Annotated in this window: 14 protein-coding genes; 8 read left to right on the top strand and 6 right to left on the bottom strand. The window is 46.0% G+C overall.

Annotated features, from left to right (window positions below):
- Window positions 1-22: 22 nt before the first annotated feature.
- Complete coding sequence (locus C1S73_RS01210) at window positions 23-1,831, bottom strand: ricin-type beta-trefoil lectin domain protein (protein ID WP_102778938.1); 1,809 nt, start codon at window positions 1,829-1,831, stop codon at window positions 23-25.
- A gap of 335 nt (window positions 1,832-2,166) precedes the next feature.
- On the opposite strand from C1S73_RS01210, the gene C1S73_RS01205 reads away from it, so the two are divergent.
- The 3 genes from C1S73_RS01205 to C1S73_RS01195 all read left to right on the top strand — a co-directional run bounded on the left by C1S73_RS01205 (window position 2,167) and on the right by C1S73_RS01195 (window position 5,064).
- A complete protein-coding gene (locus C1S73_RS01205) occupies window positions 2,167-2,517 on the top strand; it encodes a VC1380 family protein (RefSeq protein WP_038872292.1) in 351 nt (116 codons plus the stop codon).
- Window positions 2,518-2,539: 22 nt separating this feature from the next.
- Window positions 2,540-4,480 carry an alkaline phosphatase D family protein gene (locus C1S73_RS01200; RefSeq protein WP_038872290.1) on the top strand — a complete coding sequence of 647 codons (1,941 nt, stop codon included), beginning with the start codon at window positions 2,540-2,542 and terminating at the stop codon, window positions 4,478-4,480.
- A gap of 143 nt (window positions 4,481-4,623) precedes the next feature.
- Window positions 4,624-5,064 carry a tellurite resistance TerB family protein gene (locus tag C1S73_RS01195; protein WP_005451837.1) on the top strand — a complete coding sequence of 147 codons (441 nt, stop codon included), beginning with the start codon at window positions 4,624-4,626 and terminating at the stop codon, window positions 5,062-5,064.
- Window positions 5,065-5,286: 222 nt separating this feature from the next.
- On the opposite strand, the gene C1S73_RS01190 is transcribed toward C1S73_RS01195, so the two are convergent.
- Entirely contained in the window at window positions 5,287-5,817 is a 531-nt protein-coding gene (locus C1S73_RS01190; protein ID WP_038872287.1) for a 3'-5' exonuclease, read from the bottom strand.
- Window positions 5,818-5,899: 82 nt separating this feature from the next.
- Window positions 5,900-7,441: a sensor domain-containing diguanylate cyclase gene (locus C1S73_RS01185; protein ID WP_038872285.1), complete on the bottom strand. Its 1,542-nt coding sequence runs from the start codon at window positions 7,439-7,441 to the stop codon at window positions 5,900-5,902.
- A gap of 287 nt (window positions 7,442-7,728) precedes the next feature.
- Between C1S73_RS01185 and C1S73_RS01180 the strand changes: the two genes are divergently transcribed.
- From C1S73_RS01180 to C1S73_RS01170, 3 genes are read left to right on the top strand one after another with little or no spacing between them, the layout of a single operon-like run.
- Window positions 7,729-8,361 carry a DUF2760 domain-containing protein gene (locus C1S73_RS01180; protein WP_038872281.1) on the top strand — a complete coding sequence of 211 codons (633 nt, stop codon included), beginning with the start codon at window positions 7,729-7,731 and terminating at the stop codon, window positions 8,359-8,361.
- Window positions 8,361-10,325, top strand: coding sequence for an Hsp70 family protein (locus tag C1S73_RS01175; protein ID WP_038872278.1), 1,965 nt, complete (start codon window positions 8,361-8,363; stop codon window positions 10,323-10,325). The genes C1S73_RS01180 and C1S73_RS01175 overlap by 1 nt, the downstream gene beginning before the upstream one ends.
- A 56-nt stretch (window positions 10,326-10,381) precedes the next feature.
- Window positions 10,382-13,207 (top strand): Hsp70 family protein, encoded by a 2,826-nt coding sequence (locus C1S73_RS01170; protein ID WP_038872275.1) that lies wholly within the window; start codon window positions 10,382-10,384, stop codon window positions 13,205-13,207.
- 351 nt (window positions 13,208-13,558) lie between these two features.
- Here C1S73_RS01170 and C1S73_RS01160 read toward each other — a convergent pair whose 3' ends face one another.
- The gene (locus C1S73_RS01160; RefSeq protein ID WP_038872273.1) at window positions 13,559-13,753 is read right to left on the bottom strand and encodes a hypothetical protein; all 195 of its coding nucleotides are present in this window, start codon (window positions 13,751-13,753) and stop codon (window positions 13,559-13,561) included.
- 86 nt (window positions 13,754-13,839) lie between these two features.
- Here C1S73_RS01160 and C1S73_RS01155 point away from each other — a divergent pair, with 86 nt between their 5' ends.
- Entirely contained in the window at window positions 13,840-14,526 is a 687-nt protein-coding gene (locus tag C1S73_RS01155) for a DNA-3-methyladenine glycosylase I (RefSeq protein ID WP_038872270.1), read from the top strand.
- A gap of 84 nt (window positions 14,527-14,610) precedes the next feature.
- Here C1S73_RS01155 and C1S73_RS01150 read toward each other — a convergent pair whose 3' ends face one another.
- Window positions 14,611-15,588: a Gfo/Idh/MocA family protein gene (locus C1S73_RS01150; protein WP_038872268.1), complete on the bottom strand. Its 978-nt coding sequence runs from the start codon at window positions 15,586-15,588 to the stop codon at window positions 14,611-14,613.
- An 11-nt stretch (window positions 15,589-15,599) separates the two neighbouring features.
- Complete coding sequence (locus C1S73_RS01145) at window positions 15,600-15,887, bottom strand: putative quinol monooxygenase (RefSeq protein WP_038872263.1); 288 nt, start codon at window positions 15,885-15,887, stop codon at window positions 15,600-15,602.
- 103 nt (window positions 15,888-15,990) lie between these two features.
- Between C1S73_RS01145 and C1S73_RS01140 the strand changes: the two genes are divergently transcribed.
- On the top strand, window positions 15,991-16,866 hold the full coding sequence (locus tag C1S73_RS01140) for a LysR family transcriptional regulator (RefSeq protein WP_038872261.1): 876 nt from the start codon (window positions 15,991-15,993) through the stop codon (window positions 16,864-16,866).
- Window positions 16,867-17,133 lie beyond the last annotated feature (267 nt).

Raw genomic sequence — 17,133 nt, 5'->3', positions numbered from 1 at the left:
GCGGGCTCTGTATTTATCTCAACTATTCCAAATACCACTCACTGCCTTGTACATCGGCTTCAACTAGCCAAGTGCGGTCATTCCACTTCAACGAATTATCAAGGCGGTTCTTTATCTGCCCGTTTTCCCATCGCCATTGTTGGGTAGGAACATCCCCACACTCCTCAAGAGTAATCTCGATACCTTTCTGATCGAGGCACAATTCTGAGTTACTTCGACTCATGAGCTTCCCTGCAGAAGTTAACTTCCACTCTTGGTTATCCCCATTATGACAACGCCAACCAAATACTCTTGAGCCCTCACCTGATGCGCGGTACTCCACATCAAGACACTGCGAGCCACTCTCCGTGTTGGTTTTTATTTTTTTCCATCCATCTTGGTCATCCTGCTTACCTGACGAAGCGGTAAACAGAGCTTCGACGACTGCCGTCATTGGTTGTGTGTAGCGAGAAGCACGTGGTGCTTGGTACTGCCAACTCTGCGGAATCGGTAAAGACATATCCCATTCGCCATTTCCATCATAATAGGATTTCGCCATCGCTGCTGGTGTTGGCGTCCAAAGAAAATCTGGGTGACGATTTTGATACCACTCCCCTCCAATTACTTGTCCATTTGCATCGATTTCAAGGTCGTAGTAATACGTCACTCGTGATACGCCATCATAACGGGGCATGTCAGTCGAGCGATGCGTAGGATTCGTTTCAACCATGTATTCGACTTGCATTTGAACACCAACAATGGAAGCTGCGCGACGTGAGCGATATGCAGAGAAACGATCTTTGTCGTAAGATTCCAAGCTGATCATGACATCTGCAGGGTCGGAGGCCGAGCGGTACGTTTGTGGATTAAAATATTGCAAGTTGTAACCTAAAACAGGCTGGTTCCAAACTTGATAATCGTAAGTAGCATCCATGATCAAGCTACGGCCAGATAACCCCAACTGGTTTAGCACCGCTAAGTGCCAACTGGCTGGGTTGGTGTCATTACAATCCGGTTCAATCACTCGCCCATTTTCATCTTTTGCTGGGTTCTTTATGTTACATCGCCCACCAATAAAACGAGTTTCAAACGGCGCTTCTGCCCACAATAAAGTTCCAAGTGCTTTGATATCAGAAGGGTAAAACTTTAAAGGCTCCCCATTGGCATCTGGCACAGTGACGGATTGCGTTGGTCGAGGAAGCATATAAGCCGCAGCAGCCCATCCATGGCACAGTCCCATCCAGCGTTCTACACTGCCATTCGATTCGTAGTACCCTTTGCCAGAGTCCCACGAACGTTTTGATAGCGTAAATTGAGTATCCCCCACCAGCAAATCGTATTTTTCTGCCGGAGATAAATCCTCTCGATCCTGTCCTTGAACCGAGACTACCGGTTTTTGAATGTGCGAAAAGTCAAAATACTCTTGCCAATTGCTCGCACTGAGTTCCCTGTCGCCATAACGCCAAGCAGCAGCACCAGAATACAGAGGCCAGTAGGTGTCGGACCAAGGTTGTACTTCAAGTCGCTTTGAATTCGGTATTTGACGGTGAAGCTCATCGAGATTGCGAATCAAGCCAGTCCCCACATCCACCAAACGCGCCGGGTTGTCATTATTAAGATTTGCAGAAAATGAGTGATGAGATTCTGATGTCGCTCTCTCCATAATGACATCACGCACGGATGCTCGAATGGATTCCGATTCTTCAACAATGATGGGAGACGTGTCGCCTTCTTTCTGGGGTAACTCGTTCATTACTTTTGAAGGATTCTCATGAAAAGCATTCATGAAAGATTCAATCTTGTTATCAGCAGCACTCACACCAAATACAGGCGCTAAGCAAAGTAAGGTCATTATTCGTTTCATTTCAAAACTCTATTTATACGTCAGTCAAATTAATTATCGATAATCATTCTCATTACCGATTGGTGACGTAGAGTGCTGAGATTTGTTGATGAAATCAATCTACTCATCGGACCAATAATTGAATTCGTGATTTCACCTTTGAAGATTGATTAGTTATATCTCCTAATTTATTTAAAGTGAAAGTTATCGATATTTGGCGGTCTACTCACAACAACAAAATGATGACAATGCAAGCAATTAAAACGTTTCGATGATGAAAGGGCTTAGTTTTTTCCGGTTTGGTCGATACAATAGAAAACCAATGACCAAATCCGCAGTTTATCGTGAAAGCATCTGAACTCATCTCCCTTATCAACAATTTGCCTGATGGTAGCGATCCCGATATCGTAATGGGTGAAGAATGGCTACCAGAGCGTTTAGAGAGCACCACGCTTGATGGTGATATGCTGTTTATGCATTTCGATAATGCACCAGAAGATGGCCAAGGCGAAGAAGAAGGCCGTGGTTTTGTTGAGCATGAAATTGACTTGATTCGTACTCGCCTACAACAAATCCTTGATGAAGATAGCGACAGTGCGTCAAAAGCCGACGCCATGTTAGGTTTGTTTCTGATGGGACATGAACTTAGCAGCTCACAAGTTATCGAAATACTCGAAGAAGATTCAGAACACTGATTCAAAATACTAAGGAACCACTTTGCCAACATCGCTCAACACCAATGAACTTTCCTCTCTTCCCCTGATTGTTGCCGGCCCGATTTTAAGAAAGGTCACCGCGAAGGAAGTGAATATTTGGTTGGTGACCACGCAACCTCTCGAAGGCTTGGTTGAAATCAGCGATGCTGGCACGGGTGAACAATACTATTCTCAGCCTGTTTCAAAAGAGCATCTATTACAAGTCGGTAAACGTGCTTGGGTTTGCATGCTGACGCTGCAAGGCGAATTTCCTACCCACCGTACACTGCGTTATCAGCTCCATACTCAATCCGGTTTGTTAACCGAGTTGATGCCCCATCTTATCTATGGCGAAGATAAGCAAACAGAGCAAGGTGTAGAATTCTTGATCAGCGAGAAAGCTGATTATGTATTGCACGGTTCTTGTCGTAACCCACATCATTTTAGTAAGGACACACTCGTCCAAGCAGACGCTAAAGTTGCTAGCCAGCAGATAGAAGACCGCCCAGATATGCTGATCATGAGCGGCGATCAAATCTATGCCGATCATGTGGCGGGGCCAATGCTGGACGCCATCGAACAGTTGGTCGAGTTATTGGGCTTACCTGATGAAGAGTTCGCTCAAGCACCAATAAGAAACACGCAAGAACTGTATCAAAGCCCAGATTGCTTTTATGGTCGAGATATCATTCTGCCCCACTACGTTGACAATGGCAGCTTACTTAGCAAGTTCTTCCCCCATCGTGGCACCCCTATTTTCAGTTCACGTGAATGTGAAAATCATCTCATCAGTTTTGCCGAACTGTTTGCGATGTACCTGCTCGTTTGGTCTCCAGTACCATGGACGCTAGTCAATCGTGAACGTTTATTGGAAAGAGAATTTACAACGGGCGGAAAAGCGTTAGAGCCGAAATGGCAGCAGCATTGGCGTGATGAGAAAGTCCACATCGATGCTTTTGTTGAAGGCTTGAATAAAGTCCAACGTTTGCTTGCTCACGTTCCTACTTACATGATCTTTGATGATCATGACGTGACCGACGATTGGAATCTCACGGTTGGCTGGGAAAAAGCTGCCAATGAGAACCTCTTCTCACATCGCATCATCGGTAACAGCCTGATCGCTTACTGGTTATGCCAAGGTTGGGGAAACGCGCCAGAAAAATTCAACGCCCCGTTTATGGAGCATGCGCGCCGTTACTTTGAAGAGCTGAGTTCAGAATCTCAAGACGAGTTCATAAAGTACCTCTATCGTTTTGAAGATTGGCACTACACGATTCACACCTCACCAAAAGTGGTGGTACTGGATACACGTACTCGTCGTTGGCGTTCAGAGTCTCGTATGAACAAACCATCAGGCTTGATGGATTGGGAAGCCTTGATTGAATTCCACCAAGAGTTGATGCATCAAGACAAAGTGATCATTGTCTCTGCCGCGCCCATGTTTGGTGTGAAGTTTATTGAAACGCTGCAACGCATCATGACGGGCTTGGGTCAGCCATTACTGATTGACGCAGAAAACTGGATGGCGCATCCGGGCAGTGCAAATACTTTGATCAGTATTTTCACTCACACCAAAACCCCAACTAACTTCGTGATTCTCTCTGGCGATGTGCACTACTCTTTCGCTTATGACATCAAGTTGCGCTTCCGCCGCAATAGTCCAAACATCTATCAGATCACTTGCAGTGGGATTAAGAACCAATTTCCTGCACAACTGCTGAACGCATGTGATGCAATGGATCGTCTGCTGTATAGTCCTCGTTCACCATTGAACTTGTTCACAAAGCGCAAGCGTTTGAAGATTTTTAAACGCGCACCAAGCAACCACAATTTTTATCGACTCGTGAACCAAAGTGCGATTGGCGAGCTGAGGTTGGATGAAGACGGAAAGCCAAATAATATCAGCATCTTAACGAGTGAAGGCGATTCAATCGATTTCCCGCCGACAAAGGTTGAGGAATAAATCTGCTTTTTGGCGGTCAAATACTGTATTGAGCAAAAATGTCATCTCAATCGTATGAGATCTTGATCAAATTCAATCAAGACCTTGAGATTTGCTCAAACCATTACCATCTTAAATAAACAGATAACAGCTTGGTGCTCAACATGTTTAATTCGCTTACTTCATTATTTAAACAACTTATAGAAGGCTCGGACCTTAGCCAATCCAACACACTGTCACCCAATATGGCGATAGCATGTTTGCTTTGTGAAGTAGCTGGTGCGGACCATCAAATCGATGAAAGAGAGCAAGCGACCAAACGCTCTTTGATCATGAAATTGCTTTCCCTAACAGAAGAAGAGACCGACACCCTACTGAATCAGGCTCAGAACCGATCGAGTGAGTCGACTTCCCTTTATGACTTTACGTCTCAACTGCGTGAGCTTTCACAAGAAACCCGCTATGAACTGATCAAGAGTATGTGGGAAGTAGCGTACGCTGACGGTGAAATTGACCCATTGGAAGATGCCGTCATTCGAAAAACAGCGGAGCTGCTCTACGTCGACCACAGCGACTTTATCCGTGCGAAATTACAGTCTCAGTAAAGCGCTGCCTCAATAAAATACAGCCTCAACAAAAGTAAGAACCAATAAAAAACGCGCTACATGAGCGCGTTTTTTGTGTCTCTAGTCTGGATTAAGCCGAATCAAACATCGTCATCTCCGCAAGAGGCTAGCCAACATTGTTGTTATTTACTAACAACCAAAGTAAAGCCGGCTTATGACGAGAAGACTGAAATCCGATGAAAGATTTATGAAAACAGAAGCTTATAGCATGGTCAGTGCAAGTTTCGCCAAGTTGTATGCATCTACATAACCGGAATGCTGGCGACCTTCCCATTCGATGCCTTTGGCCTCTTGTGCGGCTTTATGACCAATGCGTTTTTCTTTCAAGCGGTTTTGTATGCGATACAAGGTCGCTAGATTAATGAACTCACTAAACGGGGCATCAATGCCTTTTTGTTGGCACTCTTCAAGCAAGATGAGGTCATCACGTCCCCAAGAGGCATAGATCTTATTACGACCGCCAAAGTTCTTCAGCATCGACTTCAGCACTTCCTCTAATGGTCTGCCCTGCTTTTCAATTTTACGTGGTGTGATACCAGTTAATTCTGCACAAAACAATGAGACTTCATCATGTTCAGGCTTTACGTAGTATTGAGCGCGCTTAACGATTTCACCTTTCGACAAATCTATTTCAGCCAAACCAACTTCAATGATTTCACCCGTGCGACCTACGCCGTTTTCACTCCAGCAGCACATTTCTAAATCGAAGCAGACGATACGGTTATGGTTCATAGTTTGTCTTGATTCCTAACGTAAATTTGAAAGCGTGAGATTCTACCGTAACCAATCTCAAAACTCGAATTTGCTCGCTGAATTAATCGCCGATCGATACAGAGTTTCGACCATTTTCCTTACTTTGGTAGAGCTGCACGTCCATTTTGTGGAATAAACTCTCAGGATCTTCATCTTTATGCACTGCTGCACCAATGCTCAAAGAACAGATAATAGGAGTTGCCCCGTATTCAAAAGGAGAGCTGGCGACAATACCACGCAGTTTCTCTAAATAAGCAGCCAACTCTTCTTTATTGGTTAAACGAGAGAGTATGCAGAATTCATCACCGCCAGCTCGGTAGAAGCGATCGCCTTCAAGTAAATTCGCATTGACCAATCGAGTAACATGGAGCAAAGCTTCATCACCAGCTAAGTGACCGTGCTTATCATTGATGCGTTTAAAGTGGTCGATATCAAAGCCAACCAAACTAAAGGCAACGCCAGTATTAATATAATGCAGTAAGTTGTCGTTAAATACGCGACGATTGAGTAACTGAGTCAACGGGTCTAACTCTGCCATGCGTTTTAGTTCTACCGTTTTATTATCCAGCATGACCGCTAAACGCTCTTTTTCCCGTGACTGTAGATTCACTATATAACTGATCAAAAGTGCAATAACCAAGCCCGCAATCCCCGTCCCGTAAAGCACGGAGCGCTCCCAAGCAGAAACGGATTCCGTTAGCTTGAATTCTACCTTCCATTCTCTATTGGGTAGTTGAATCTTGCGGCTAATAGTTTTCCCTTTCAGGTCACTCCAATTATCGCTCTGAAACAGCAATGGGTCGTCGTATGCATCAAAGCCTAAATCTTCCACCTTAATCGACATATCAAGCTCTGTCGCTGTCTTGGTGATCAACTCGTCGAAGTAGACAGTGCTGCGAACAACACCGACGACAACGCCCAGAAGCTCGTGGTTGTCGTAGCTAAACACTGGGTGATAGACCAACAATCCAGTTTTATCGAGGGATTGATCGTATCCATCTTGAAGCAAGCGCACTTTATCGGAAATGTTGGCTCTACCCTGAGTAAGAATGTCATCTAGAATCAGTTCAAAACGCAAACGCGAAGAATAGAAGCCAAGCAGAGAAAGGTTCTGCGGCGTTCTTGGGTAAATGTCGGTTGCAATAAACGCCGGAGCGCCATCTTTTAAGATGTAGCCATTGGTTTTAGGCCCATCTTTTGGCACGGTAAAGATATGAAAATCAGGAAACGTTTTACGCGTTTTTTCCAAGAAGCGATCGAGATCTTGTGGGTCAACACGCTCCATCCATTGCAGACCAACTAGGCTTTTGGAACCATTAACGACTTGTTTGGCATACAAGGGAAATTGTGACCAGTATGAGTCATCGACAGAGTGAAAAAAATTCGCGCCTGCCCCGATAAACTCAAGGTCATTTTCTACCGAAGATTTTAAAGATTCAGCTTGGCGATCCGCCAAAGTATCGAAGATGGTCATCGTATAGCGCTGCTGGATTTTATAAGCAACACCAACCATAGCCGCTGTCACGATAAGCACCGCAATGAAAGCGACAATAGAAGCAGAATACCGTTTGAGAATGCTCTGTTGAGCCGTGCTGTATGTCATTTAGTGTTCCACGTTAATTACGTGCAAAGCTTCGATAATGATGGAAATACTGCGCCACATGTGGATAAACATCAAGCAACAACGCTTGCATCCCTATCTAATCGTTGATTTTTCATGCTAATCATGCGGTATATTCACGAATTATTACAGTCTTAAGCCTTGAATATGCTACCATCCACCATCATTTTAATGTCTAAACTTGGTGCAGGTCGCAAAGCCGATCCTTTTAGTAAACACACATGAGCCAATACTGAGCACCAGTAAATCAATAGAAAGAGAAAAATGTCATGAACATTGATTTGAACCTAATTCCTCAAACGTTCGATATGTTGCACGCAGGCCTTGCGGCTTCGAGTGTTTTACTTCTTCTAATCGCGGTATCTCGCAAATCTAAAGTGATCGAGAAAGTGGTAGAAAAACCAGTCGAGAAAATCGTCGAGGTTGAGAAGCCAGTCGAGAAGATCGTAGAAGTAGAAAAAGTCGTGGAAGTAGAGAAAGTCGTCGAGCGTGTTGTAGAAGTTGAATCTAAGCTTGCTACTGCATCTACAGACTCTGCAATGCAGCTGCTTTCTATCATGCAGCAAGAAGCTCGTCTAATTGACTTCCTAAAAGAAGACCTAACGTCATTCTCTGATGAGGAAGTTGGCGCAGCCGCTCGCGTAATCCACACTGGTGGTCAAAAAGTATTAAGCGACTACGTGACGCTAGCACACGTTCGTAACGAAGACGAAGAAACTCGCATTACTGTTGAAGAAGGCTTCAACCCACAAGAAATCCGCCTAACTGGCAACGTAACAGGCAGCGCGCCATTCAACGGCACGCTAGTTCACAAAGGTTGGAAAGCAACATCAATGACGTTGCCTAAACTGGCTGAGAACTACGATGCATCTGTGATCGCTCCAGCTGAGGTTGAGCTGTAATGGAACACATGAACCAAGAAAACCATTCTCAAGAAGCGTCTGTTGAAACTCAACAGACGCCTAAATTCAGTGTTGGTATCGACTTAGGTACAACACACTGTGTCATGTCTTTTGTTGATACACACAACGAAGACGCTCGCGTTGAAGTGATGCCTATCCCGCAACTTACTGCGCCGGGCACGGTAGAGACTCGTAGCCAATTAGGCTCTTTCCTTTACCAACCACACGAGCACGAAATGAACCCGCAATCACGCGTTCTTCCGTGGTCGAGTGAGCCAAAAGCTCTGGTTGGTGCAGTTGCACGTAACCTAGGCTCGAAAACGCCAATTCGCCTTGTTGCAAGTGCGAAATCTTGGCTTTGCCACGCAGGTGTGAACCGTCGTGATGCTTTCCTGCCAGCAGGTAGCCCAGAAGAAGTGGAAAAAGTATCCCCTCTTCGCGCGACAGAGCTTTACCTAGAGCACCTAAAAGACGCTTGGAATCACACGAATCCAAATCACAACCTTGCCGATCAAGACGTGACTATCACGGTACCAGCTTCTTTTGACCCTGCTGCCCGCGATCTAACTGCAGAAGCAGCACGCAATGTTGGTTTTGTGCACCTAACACTGTTAGAAGAGCCACAAGCTGCGCTTTACAACTGGATCGATAACAGCAACGACAAATGGCGCGACGAAGTTGAAGTTGGCGACATCGTGCTTGTGGTCGATATCGGTGGTGGTACAACCGACCTTTCTTTGGTGGAAGTAACCGAGGAAGACGGTAACCTAACTTTGAACCGTATCGCGGTAGGTGAACACATCCTACTTGGCGGTGACAACATGGACCTTGCGCTTGCGTACCGCTTGAAGATGAAGCTAGCGCAAGAAGGCAAAGAGCTACAGCCATGGCAAGTTCAGGCAATGACGCACGCATGTCGTGACGCGAAAGAAGCGTTATTGAACGACAGCGAGCTTCAGTCAGTGCCAATTGTAGTACCAAGCCGAGGTTCTAAACTGCTTGGCGCAACGCTGAAAACAGAACTGACGCAAGAAGAAGTACAACAAACACTGGTTGACGGCTTCTTCCCTCAAGTTGCGATTACTGATCACCCTGTTCAACGTAACCGTGGTGCACTGACGCAAATGGGTCTGCCTTACGCGCAAGATGCGGGTATTACTCGTCACATTGCAGCGTTCTTGTCTAAGCAAGCCAATGCGCTTTCTGCTTCAGGAAATGGCGGCGAAGCAGCAGCTCAAGATTTCAACCCATTTGCTAACATGCCTGGTATGCCAGGTGCGGATGCAGCGCAGTCAGCTGACTTCATCAAGCCAACCGCAATCCTATTCAACGGTGGTGTTCTGAAATCGAAACTTCTAGCAACTCGTCTAGAAGACACGATCAACGAATGGCTACTTGAAGCAGATGCTGAAATGGCGAAACGCCTAACAGGTGTGGATCTAGACCTTGCGGTTGCTAGCGGTGCGGCTTACTACGGCTCTGTACGTCGTGGTCAAGGTGTTCGTATCCGTGGTGGTATTGCTTCGGCGTACTACGTGGGTATCGAAAGTGCGATGCCTGCGATTCCGGGCATGGCGCCTCCAATGGAAGCACTGTGTGTAGCACCATTTGGTATGGAAGAAGGCTCAAGCGTTGACGTACCAAGCCAAGAGTTTGGTTTGATCATCGGTCAGCCAGTTAACTTCCAATTCTTCGGCTCAACCGTTCGTCGTGATGACCTAGCGGGTACTCACCTAGACTACTGGGCACCAGAAGAGCTTGAAGAGCTACCAGAAATCCAAGTAACGCTGCCAGTATCTGAAGGTCGTCGTGAAGGTGAAGTGGTTCCAGTAACCCTAGCCTCTCGCGTGACAGAGCTTGGTACGCTTTACTTAGAAGCCATTGCCGCTGATAACAGTCAAAAATGGCATGTTGAGTTCGATGTGCGCGAAGACGCGAAAAGCGACTCAAACGAAGAAGAATAAATAGAAAATCAAACGGCATCCAATCGGGTGCCGTTTTTAAATACACGAAGGTTTGTATGGCATCTCCTCGTTTTCTTGTTGGTATTGACCTTGGCACCACAAACACTGTGGTGGCGTACTGTGAAATCACCGACAACCTTGAACAATCCGAAGTATCCCTATTCGACATCGATCAATTGATTGGTCCGGGTGAAGTGGTTCGTAAGCCACTGCTGCCCTCTTTCCGCTACCATCCTGCGGTTGGTCAAATCTCCCCTTCTGACCTGACACTCCCTTGGGAAAACGAACCTGTTTCCGGCGACATTAGTAATGTGATCGTGGGTGAATGGGCTCGTGAATTAGGCGCAAAGGTAGAAGGACGTCAGGTATCCAGTGCAAAAAGCTGGCTATCGCACCAAGCAGTGGATCGTAGCTCAGACATTCTTCCTTGGGCTGGCGCGCAAGACGTAGATAAAGTCTCACCCGTCATTGCCAGTGCAAGCTACCTCAACCACATTCGCCAAGCATGGAACTACCGACACCCTAGCAACAAGCTAGAAGACCAAGATGTGGTTGTGACCGTTCCCGCGTCGTTCGATGAAACCGCTCGTAAACTCACGCTTGAAGCGGCTGAGCTGGCGGGTTTAAAGAAAATCATCCTGCTCGAAGAACCACAAGCCGTATGTTACGACTGGTACGCACGCCACCAGCAAACCGCAGCTGATGAGCTCAAAGAGTTGCCACTGATCCTAGTGTGCGATGTCGGCGGTGGTACCACCGACTTAAGCTTGATTGAAGCCAGTTTCTCTTCTCAAGATGAACTAGCCCTTGATCGTATTGGTGTTGGCGAACACTTGATGCTGGGCGGTGACAACCTCGACTTAGCATTAGCGCACCTTGCGGAAAGCCGCCTTTCTCAAAATAAAGGGGAACAAAGTAAAAAGCTCACTGCAGCAAGCCTGACTAAACTGATTCAGCAAACGCGTAAAGCGAAAGAAAACCTGCTTTCAGCGAATGCACCTGAAGAAGTGAAAATCACCATGCTAGGCAGCGGCTCAAAACTTCTTGGCGGAACAAAAAGTATTGGGCTGAGCAAACAAGAAGTGCACCAAATCGCTTTAGATGGCTTCTTCCCGCTTTCTGATTTCAGTGAAGTACCAGACAAACGCCGCAGCGCGGTTGTCGAGTTTGGTCTTCCATACGTTGCCGACCCAGCAGTGAGCAAACACGTTGCCGAGTTCTTAACGACGCATCAGCAAGTCTCTCGTGCCGCTCTTGGTATCGAAGACGACAAACAAAATGCCATTCCGGTAGGTTTGCTACTTAACGGTGGTGTGTTCAATAGTGAACTTGTGACTGAGCGAGTCACTACCCTACTGTCCGATTGGCGCGGCGCACCAGTTACGGTATTAGATAACCCACATCCAGATTGGTCTGTTGCGCTGGGTGCCGTTGCCTTTGGTAAAGCACGTCGTGGTGCACAGCTTAAAATTGGTGGTGGTGCAGCGCGTTCTTACTTCTTGCATCTTCAAGAGAAGAACAAAATGGGCAAAGCGCTCTGTTTGCTTGCAAAAGGTACAGAAGAAGGTCACGAGATCCGCTTAAGTGGTCGTCGCTTCTCGCTTACCCTAGGTGAACCCGTTCGCTTTAACCTGCTGACTTCTACCCACGACACCTTAACCAATAACACCGCCATTCAAAACGGCGTGATGGTTGACGTTGATCCGGACTTGTTTGCGCCTCTGCCGCCTTATATCACCACCCTTGAAGGTGAAGGTGCCGAACTGCAAGCCAACCAGAAAGAGCGCGTAGAAGTGCAACTAGCGTGTCAGTTGACTGAAGTCGGCACGCTTAAGATGGAATGTGTCAGCGCGGAAGACGACAGCAAACGTTGGGAGCTGGAATTCGAAGTTCGTAACAAGCAAACCGACGACAGTGAACAAGTTAAACTTCACCCTAAGCTGAACGAATGTAAGGAGCTGATCGCTCGCCTTTACAGCGGCAATAAGAAAAGCGCGGAAAGCAAAGAGATCAAAACCTTAGCCAAAGATCTTGAGAAGAAACTTGGCAAGCGCGACGAGTGGGACTTCACGACCCTACGTCAACTGTTTGATACCTTTGCACAAGGTCGTAAGCGTCGCCGTCGTTCTGAACAACACGAGAAAAACTGGCTTCGTTTGGCAGGCTTTGCACTGCGTCCGGGCTTTGGCGATCCAACCGACTCATGGCGCATTGAGCAAGTTTGGGGTCTCTACCAACAAAACATTCAGTTCAAGAACCATCAAGGTTGGACTGACTGGTGGGTGTTCTGGCGTCGTATCGCAGGTGGTTTAAGCCAAGAGCAACAAGAGACCATCTTGGCGGACATCGCGAAATACCTACACCCTGGCGCGATGAAAAACCCACAGTCAGCCAAAGCGGCACAAGACATGGGTTATGAATCCATGGTTCGATTGGCGGCATCGCTTGAACACCTAGAAGTCGAAGACAAAGTTCTATTGGCAACGTGGTTCTTGAGCAAGGCCATCAACCATAACCAGTTCGAACAAGCGCACTGGTGGGCTATGGGTCGCTTGGCATCACGTACGCCTTTGTATGGTAGCCAGCATACCGTTATTCCTCGTGAACAAGTGGAACAATGGTTACCTAAGCTGTTAGAGCAGAACTGGCAGAAAGAACCAATGATCGCTTTCGCAGCCGTAATGATTTGTCGTAAGACGGGCGACCGCCTATTCGATATCTCAGACGACTACCGTGAACAGGTACTGGCTAAGTTGAAGCAAAGCAAGGTGCCTGAATCTTGGGTATCATTGGTTGAAGAAGTCAAAGAGCTATCTGAGAGTGAATCGAAGCGTATCTTCGGTGATGCACTACCAAGCGGTCTGACGCTGGTGAATAACTAAGCTCCCATGCTTATAAACGCAACAAAGCCCTTCTCGTGAAGGGCTTTGTTTTATCTGATTCTACTTGCTGACGAAAGACGACTCATAAGGGTCTGTTGATCTTTTGCGGTTAAATTTTGTTCGAGATAAAAGTGTTTTAATCGCGGCGAGAGGTTTGTAGCCTAGTTATTCTAAGCAAAATCCTCTCAACAAAGAGTAAAACACTTTTAGCCGAACCCGTCGGGCAGCGTTTGTGGCTCCTTTCTACTGCGTTATCGGCTTATCAGGTAGGGCAACTACATTTCAAAGCCTCTGCCTTGTATAAAGAACCCACAAACTGCTGCAAAAATCAGCTCAAAAGGTCAACAGACCCTAATTCATTTCCGTATTGATCACCACATCACGCGTTTCATTATCCATATCACTGATGCCGACCACTGAGATTTCACGGTCAGATAAATTCTCAATCATGCTGTCTTCTAACCCACCATCGGTCATCCACGCATAAAATTTTTCTGCAATACGATCCGAACCTTCCCCGATAAATGTTAATGTGACCTTCTTCATTTGTGACACTCCATCAATTTACGATTCAGCCACTTAAGCGTAGTATGTTTCGCAAATATCGACATAAACTAGGACTAACTTCTTTTATGAGTATCGAAAAATTTGACGCGATTTATCAGCGTGCTGCTGAGCGTAAAGGTGGTGAAGATCAACTTGAAGCGCTTTTGTCTCATCCACTAAACAAAGAAGAACTGGCAGCGATTCCCGATGACCGTTGGCTGGCCGCTTTTTCGATGAAGGTATTCCAAAGTGGTATTTCGTGGAGCGTGGTTCGCAACAAGTGGCCGAACTTTGAAGAAGTATTCTTCGGATTTAAGATTGAGCCGCTGTTGATGCTGTCAGACGAGCAATGGGAAACCAAAGCAACCGATAAACGCATTATTCGCCACCTCACTAAAGTCATGTCGATCCCTGCCAACGCTCGAATGATCCATGAAGCAAAAATCGAATACGGCTCGTTTGGTAAAATGGTTGCCGATTGGCCACAAGAGAAAATCACCGACCTATGGGCATATTTGAAGAAACGCGGTAATCGCCTAGGTGGAAATACCGGCCCTTACACACTTCGTCAAATGGGCGTTGATACCTTCATCTTGTCTAGCGACGTTGAAGCTTACCTGCGTAATTGCAAGATCATTGAAGGTGGCAAAGATACTAAAAAATCGCTCGATGCCACCAACAAAGCGTTTGTTCAATGGCAACAAGAAAGTGGTAGAAGCCTGTCTGAGATCAGCCAAATCATTGCGTTTAGCACCGGCGATAATCGCATTTAATCCAGACTGAACACAAAATAAAAACGGCGCACTAAATATTGTATTTAGTGCGCCGTTTTTATGTTCATTGGTTCAAATACACACTTACTTTGAAGCCAGTGACTCCCACTCCGTCAGTAGCTGCATGATTCGGTGAGAATCTTCCCATGTTGCACAAGGGTTTTCTAACGAGGTACGCCCCTCTTCAACCGCTTGGCGAATATTGCGCACTTGATAGAAGAAAGCATCCCCTACCGCCGGTACAAACACTTCACGCTTCGACGTCTCGTAAATTTCCACACTAAACTGATTTTCTTGCGTTGGTAGCCATGGGTTTGAATCTAACGTAATACAACCTTTGCTACCCAGAATGGTGAATTGGTGTTTCAATCCGTGATCTTCGGCAGTGTGTACGCTCGCCGTTTGTTGCTCACCGAATTGCATCATCAAGTTCGACTCGCAGATGTTCCCATCGTTACCTCGTCGGCCAATCGCCGTCATAGAGCGGTTTCCAAAGGCTTGTTCACCCAACATGGTTTTCACCACCAAATGCACCAATGACATTGGGTAACAACCTAAGTTATACAAAGCACCTTTACTGTCTGGATTCACAAACTGTGCAATCGATGCAATATAAGACGTATGGATGGAGCGAAGTTCACCAATCTCTCCCGATTTAAGCACCGAAACCAACTCACTGATCAACGGGTGATGCAAATACATCAAACCTTCAGCAAAGAACACCTTGTGCGCTTCTACGGCTTGAAGTGCCAGCTCGGTTTTTTCCATATCTACCGAAAGTGACTTTTCACACAGAATCGCTTTTTCTTGCTCTGCCGCTTTGACGATAAAGTCATGATGAAGGTGATTTGGCAATGCGATGTAAATAATGTCGACTTGCTCATCGGCAATCAACGCATCGTAATCGTTGAACGTGTTCTCGATGCCATATTGCTCAGCGAATGCCTTTAGGTTCTGTTCTGAACGCCCAGCAACCGCGTACAGTTCACTCTTGTCATCGCCTTGGATTGCCTCAGCCATGACACCTGAGATAAAGCTTGTGCCTAAAATGCCCCATTTCATGTTCGCTTCTCCTATCGAGCTTGGGTTTCGAATGCTTGGACTAACTCTGCCATTTCAGCCGCAATAAACGCTTGTGTATGCGGCATAGCAAAATGCGCTTCAATCGCGGCACGGTTTTCATATCGCTCCCAAATAATCACACGTTGTGGTTCTTTCGAATCGTAGGTCGCATTCGCTTGCAAGCATCCCGCTTCGCTTTGCATATCAAGGCAAAATTGTTCGATGGCTTCAACCACTTGTTGTCTTGGCTTATCGACATTCATTTTCAGTTCGGCGGTAACAAAAATCGTCTCGCTCATGATGGCTCTCTTTCTCCATTCTTAATCATACGTCCACTGTAATTAACCTCATTTGATTGATAAACTCTGCTTTAGTTATTTCTTTATCAACTCTGAGTGTGCAATGGATAAATTAACAAGCATGAAAGTTTTCGCTTACGTGGTCGAACATGGCAGCTTTCGTAATGCTGCACACCACTTTGATATTTCACCGACCATGGTTGGCAAGCACGTGGGTTTTCTTGAGCAAAGCTTAGGTACACAGCTGATTCATCGCACCACGCGCAAACAGTCCCTGACCGAAGCTGGCAGACTCTACTATCAAGAGTGCCACCGTATTATTGAAGACATCACCAACGCAGAGAACCTAATCCAGACGCTGATTAACCGTCCAACCGGAACAGTAAAAGTTAACTGCCCTGTCACTTATGGTAAAAAGGTCATCGCCCCCATCGTGGCTGACTTCTTAGCTGAATTTCCCGATTTGAACGTTGAGCTGATGTTGGATAACAACTTGATTGACCCATATCGAAGCGAAGCTGACGTGATTATTCGAATCGGTGAATTGGTCGATTCGTCGTTAGTCGCGAGAAAATTGGGTGAATACCACATGACTTACTGCGCCTCACCCTCTTACCTTGAGCAACATGCCCCTATCCAATCGCTTGATGACTTAGCGCAGCATCATTGTTTGGGTTTTCAGTATCACCAAGGGGAAAGCCAACAAGTAGTGAATATGCCATCTAATACCTTTGGAAACAGCAACACCCGATTAACGTCTAATAATGGCGATGTACTTAAGTTTGCCGCGTTAAAAGGCTCTGGTGTTCTTCTGCAACCAAAGATCTTAGTTGAACAAGAAATACAATCTGGCGCATTGATTGAAATTCTCCATCAACATGCTCCCAAGCCAAAACCGATCCACCTGCTTTACCGTTCAAAACAGCTTTCCCTTAAAAATCGCACGTTTGTCGATTTTGTTCTTTCTGACACTAACTAATCCACCTCTCGTCGCCAAAAGCCGATTTCATTTACCATGACAAACTTCGCTGGTACATCAGTGATAAAAATGTCAAATTCATCAGAGGGTGTGCACGATTGAGGACATCATCTTCAACACCTTATTCCAACGTGTGTTTCACCTCTTCTTGTTGAGAGAAGACTTACTTTTTGTGTGAGAATGAATGAATTTCTTCTGTAATTTTAAGCAACTTGTTTAATAAACAAGAACCATGTTATTCATCCAAAAACTTCATTCTTTTTCAAT

Origin of the sequence: Vibrio jasicida 090810c, assembly GCF_002887615.1 — a bacterium.
In the GTDB taxonomy this organism is placed as follows: Bacteria; Pseudomonadota; Gammaproteobacteria; order Enterobacterales; family Vibrionaceae; genus Vibrio; species Vibrio jasicida.
The sequence above is the reverse complement of the archived record's forward strand: the minus strand, read 5'-3'. Positions and strand labels throughout refer to the sequence as shown.

Bases quoted from the DNA above. Each gene is read 5' to 3' on its own strand.
- C1S73_RS01140 (WP_038872261.1), top strand. From the start codon at position 15,991: ATGGATAAATTAACAAGCATGAAAGTTTTCGCTTACGTGGTCGAACAT.
- C1S73_RS01170 (WP_038872275.1), top strand. From the start codon at position 10,382: ATGGCATCTCCTCGTTTTCTTGTTGGTATTGACCTTGGCACCACAAAC.
- C1S73_RS01180 (WP_038872281.1), top strand. From the start codon at position 7,729: ATGAACATTGATTTGAACCTAATTCCTCAAACGTTCGATATGTTGCAC.
- C1S73_RS01155 (WP_038872270.1), top strand. From the start codon at position 13,840: ATGAGTATCGAAAAATTTGACGCGATTTATCAGCGTGCTGCTGAGCGT.
- C1S73_RS01150 (WP_038872268.1), bottom strand. From the start codon at position 15,588: ATGAAATGGGGCATTTTAGGCACAAGCTTTATCTCAGGTGTCATGGCT.
- C1S73_RS01145 (WP_038872263.1), bottom strand. From the start codon at position 15,887: ATGAGCGAGACGATTTTTGTTACCGCCGAACTGAAAATGAATGTCGAT.
- C1S73_RS01210 (WP_102778938.1), bottom strand. From the start codon at position 1,831: ATGACCTTACTTTGCTTAGCGCCTGTATTTGGTGTGAGTGCTGCTGAT.
- C1S73_RS01160 (WP_038872273.1), bottom strand. From the start codon at position 13,753: ATGAAGAAGGTCACATTAACATTTATCGGGGAAGGTTCGGATCGTATT.
- C1S73_RS01185 (WP_038872285.1), bottom strand. From the start codon at position 7,441: ATGACATACAGCACGGCTCAACAGAGCATTCTCAAACGGTATTCTGCT.
- C1S73_RS01190 (WP_038872287.1), bottom strand. From the start codon at position 5,817: ATGAACCATAACCGTATCGTCTGCTTCGATTTAGAAATGTGCTGCTGG.
- C1S73_RS01175 (WP_038872278.1), top strand. From the start codon at position 8,361: ATGGAACACATGAACCAAGAAAACCATTCTCAAGAAGCGTCTGTTGAA.
- C1S73_RS01195 (WP_005451837.1), top strand. From the start codon at position 4,624: ATGTTTAATTCGCTTACTTCATTATTTAAACAACTTATAGAAGGCTCG.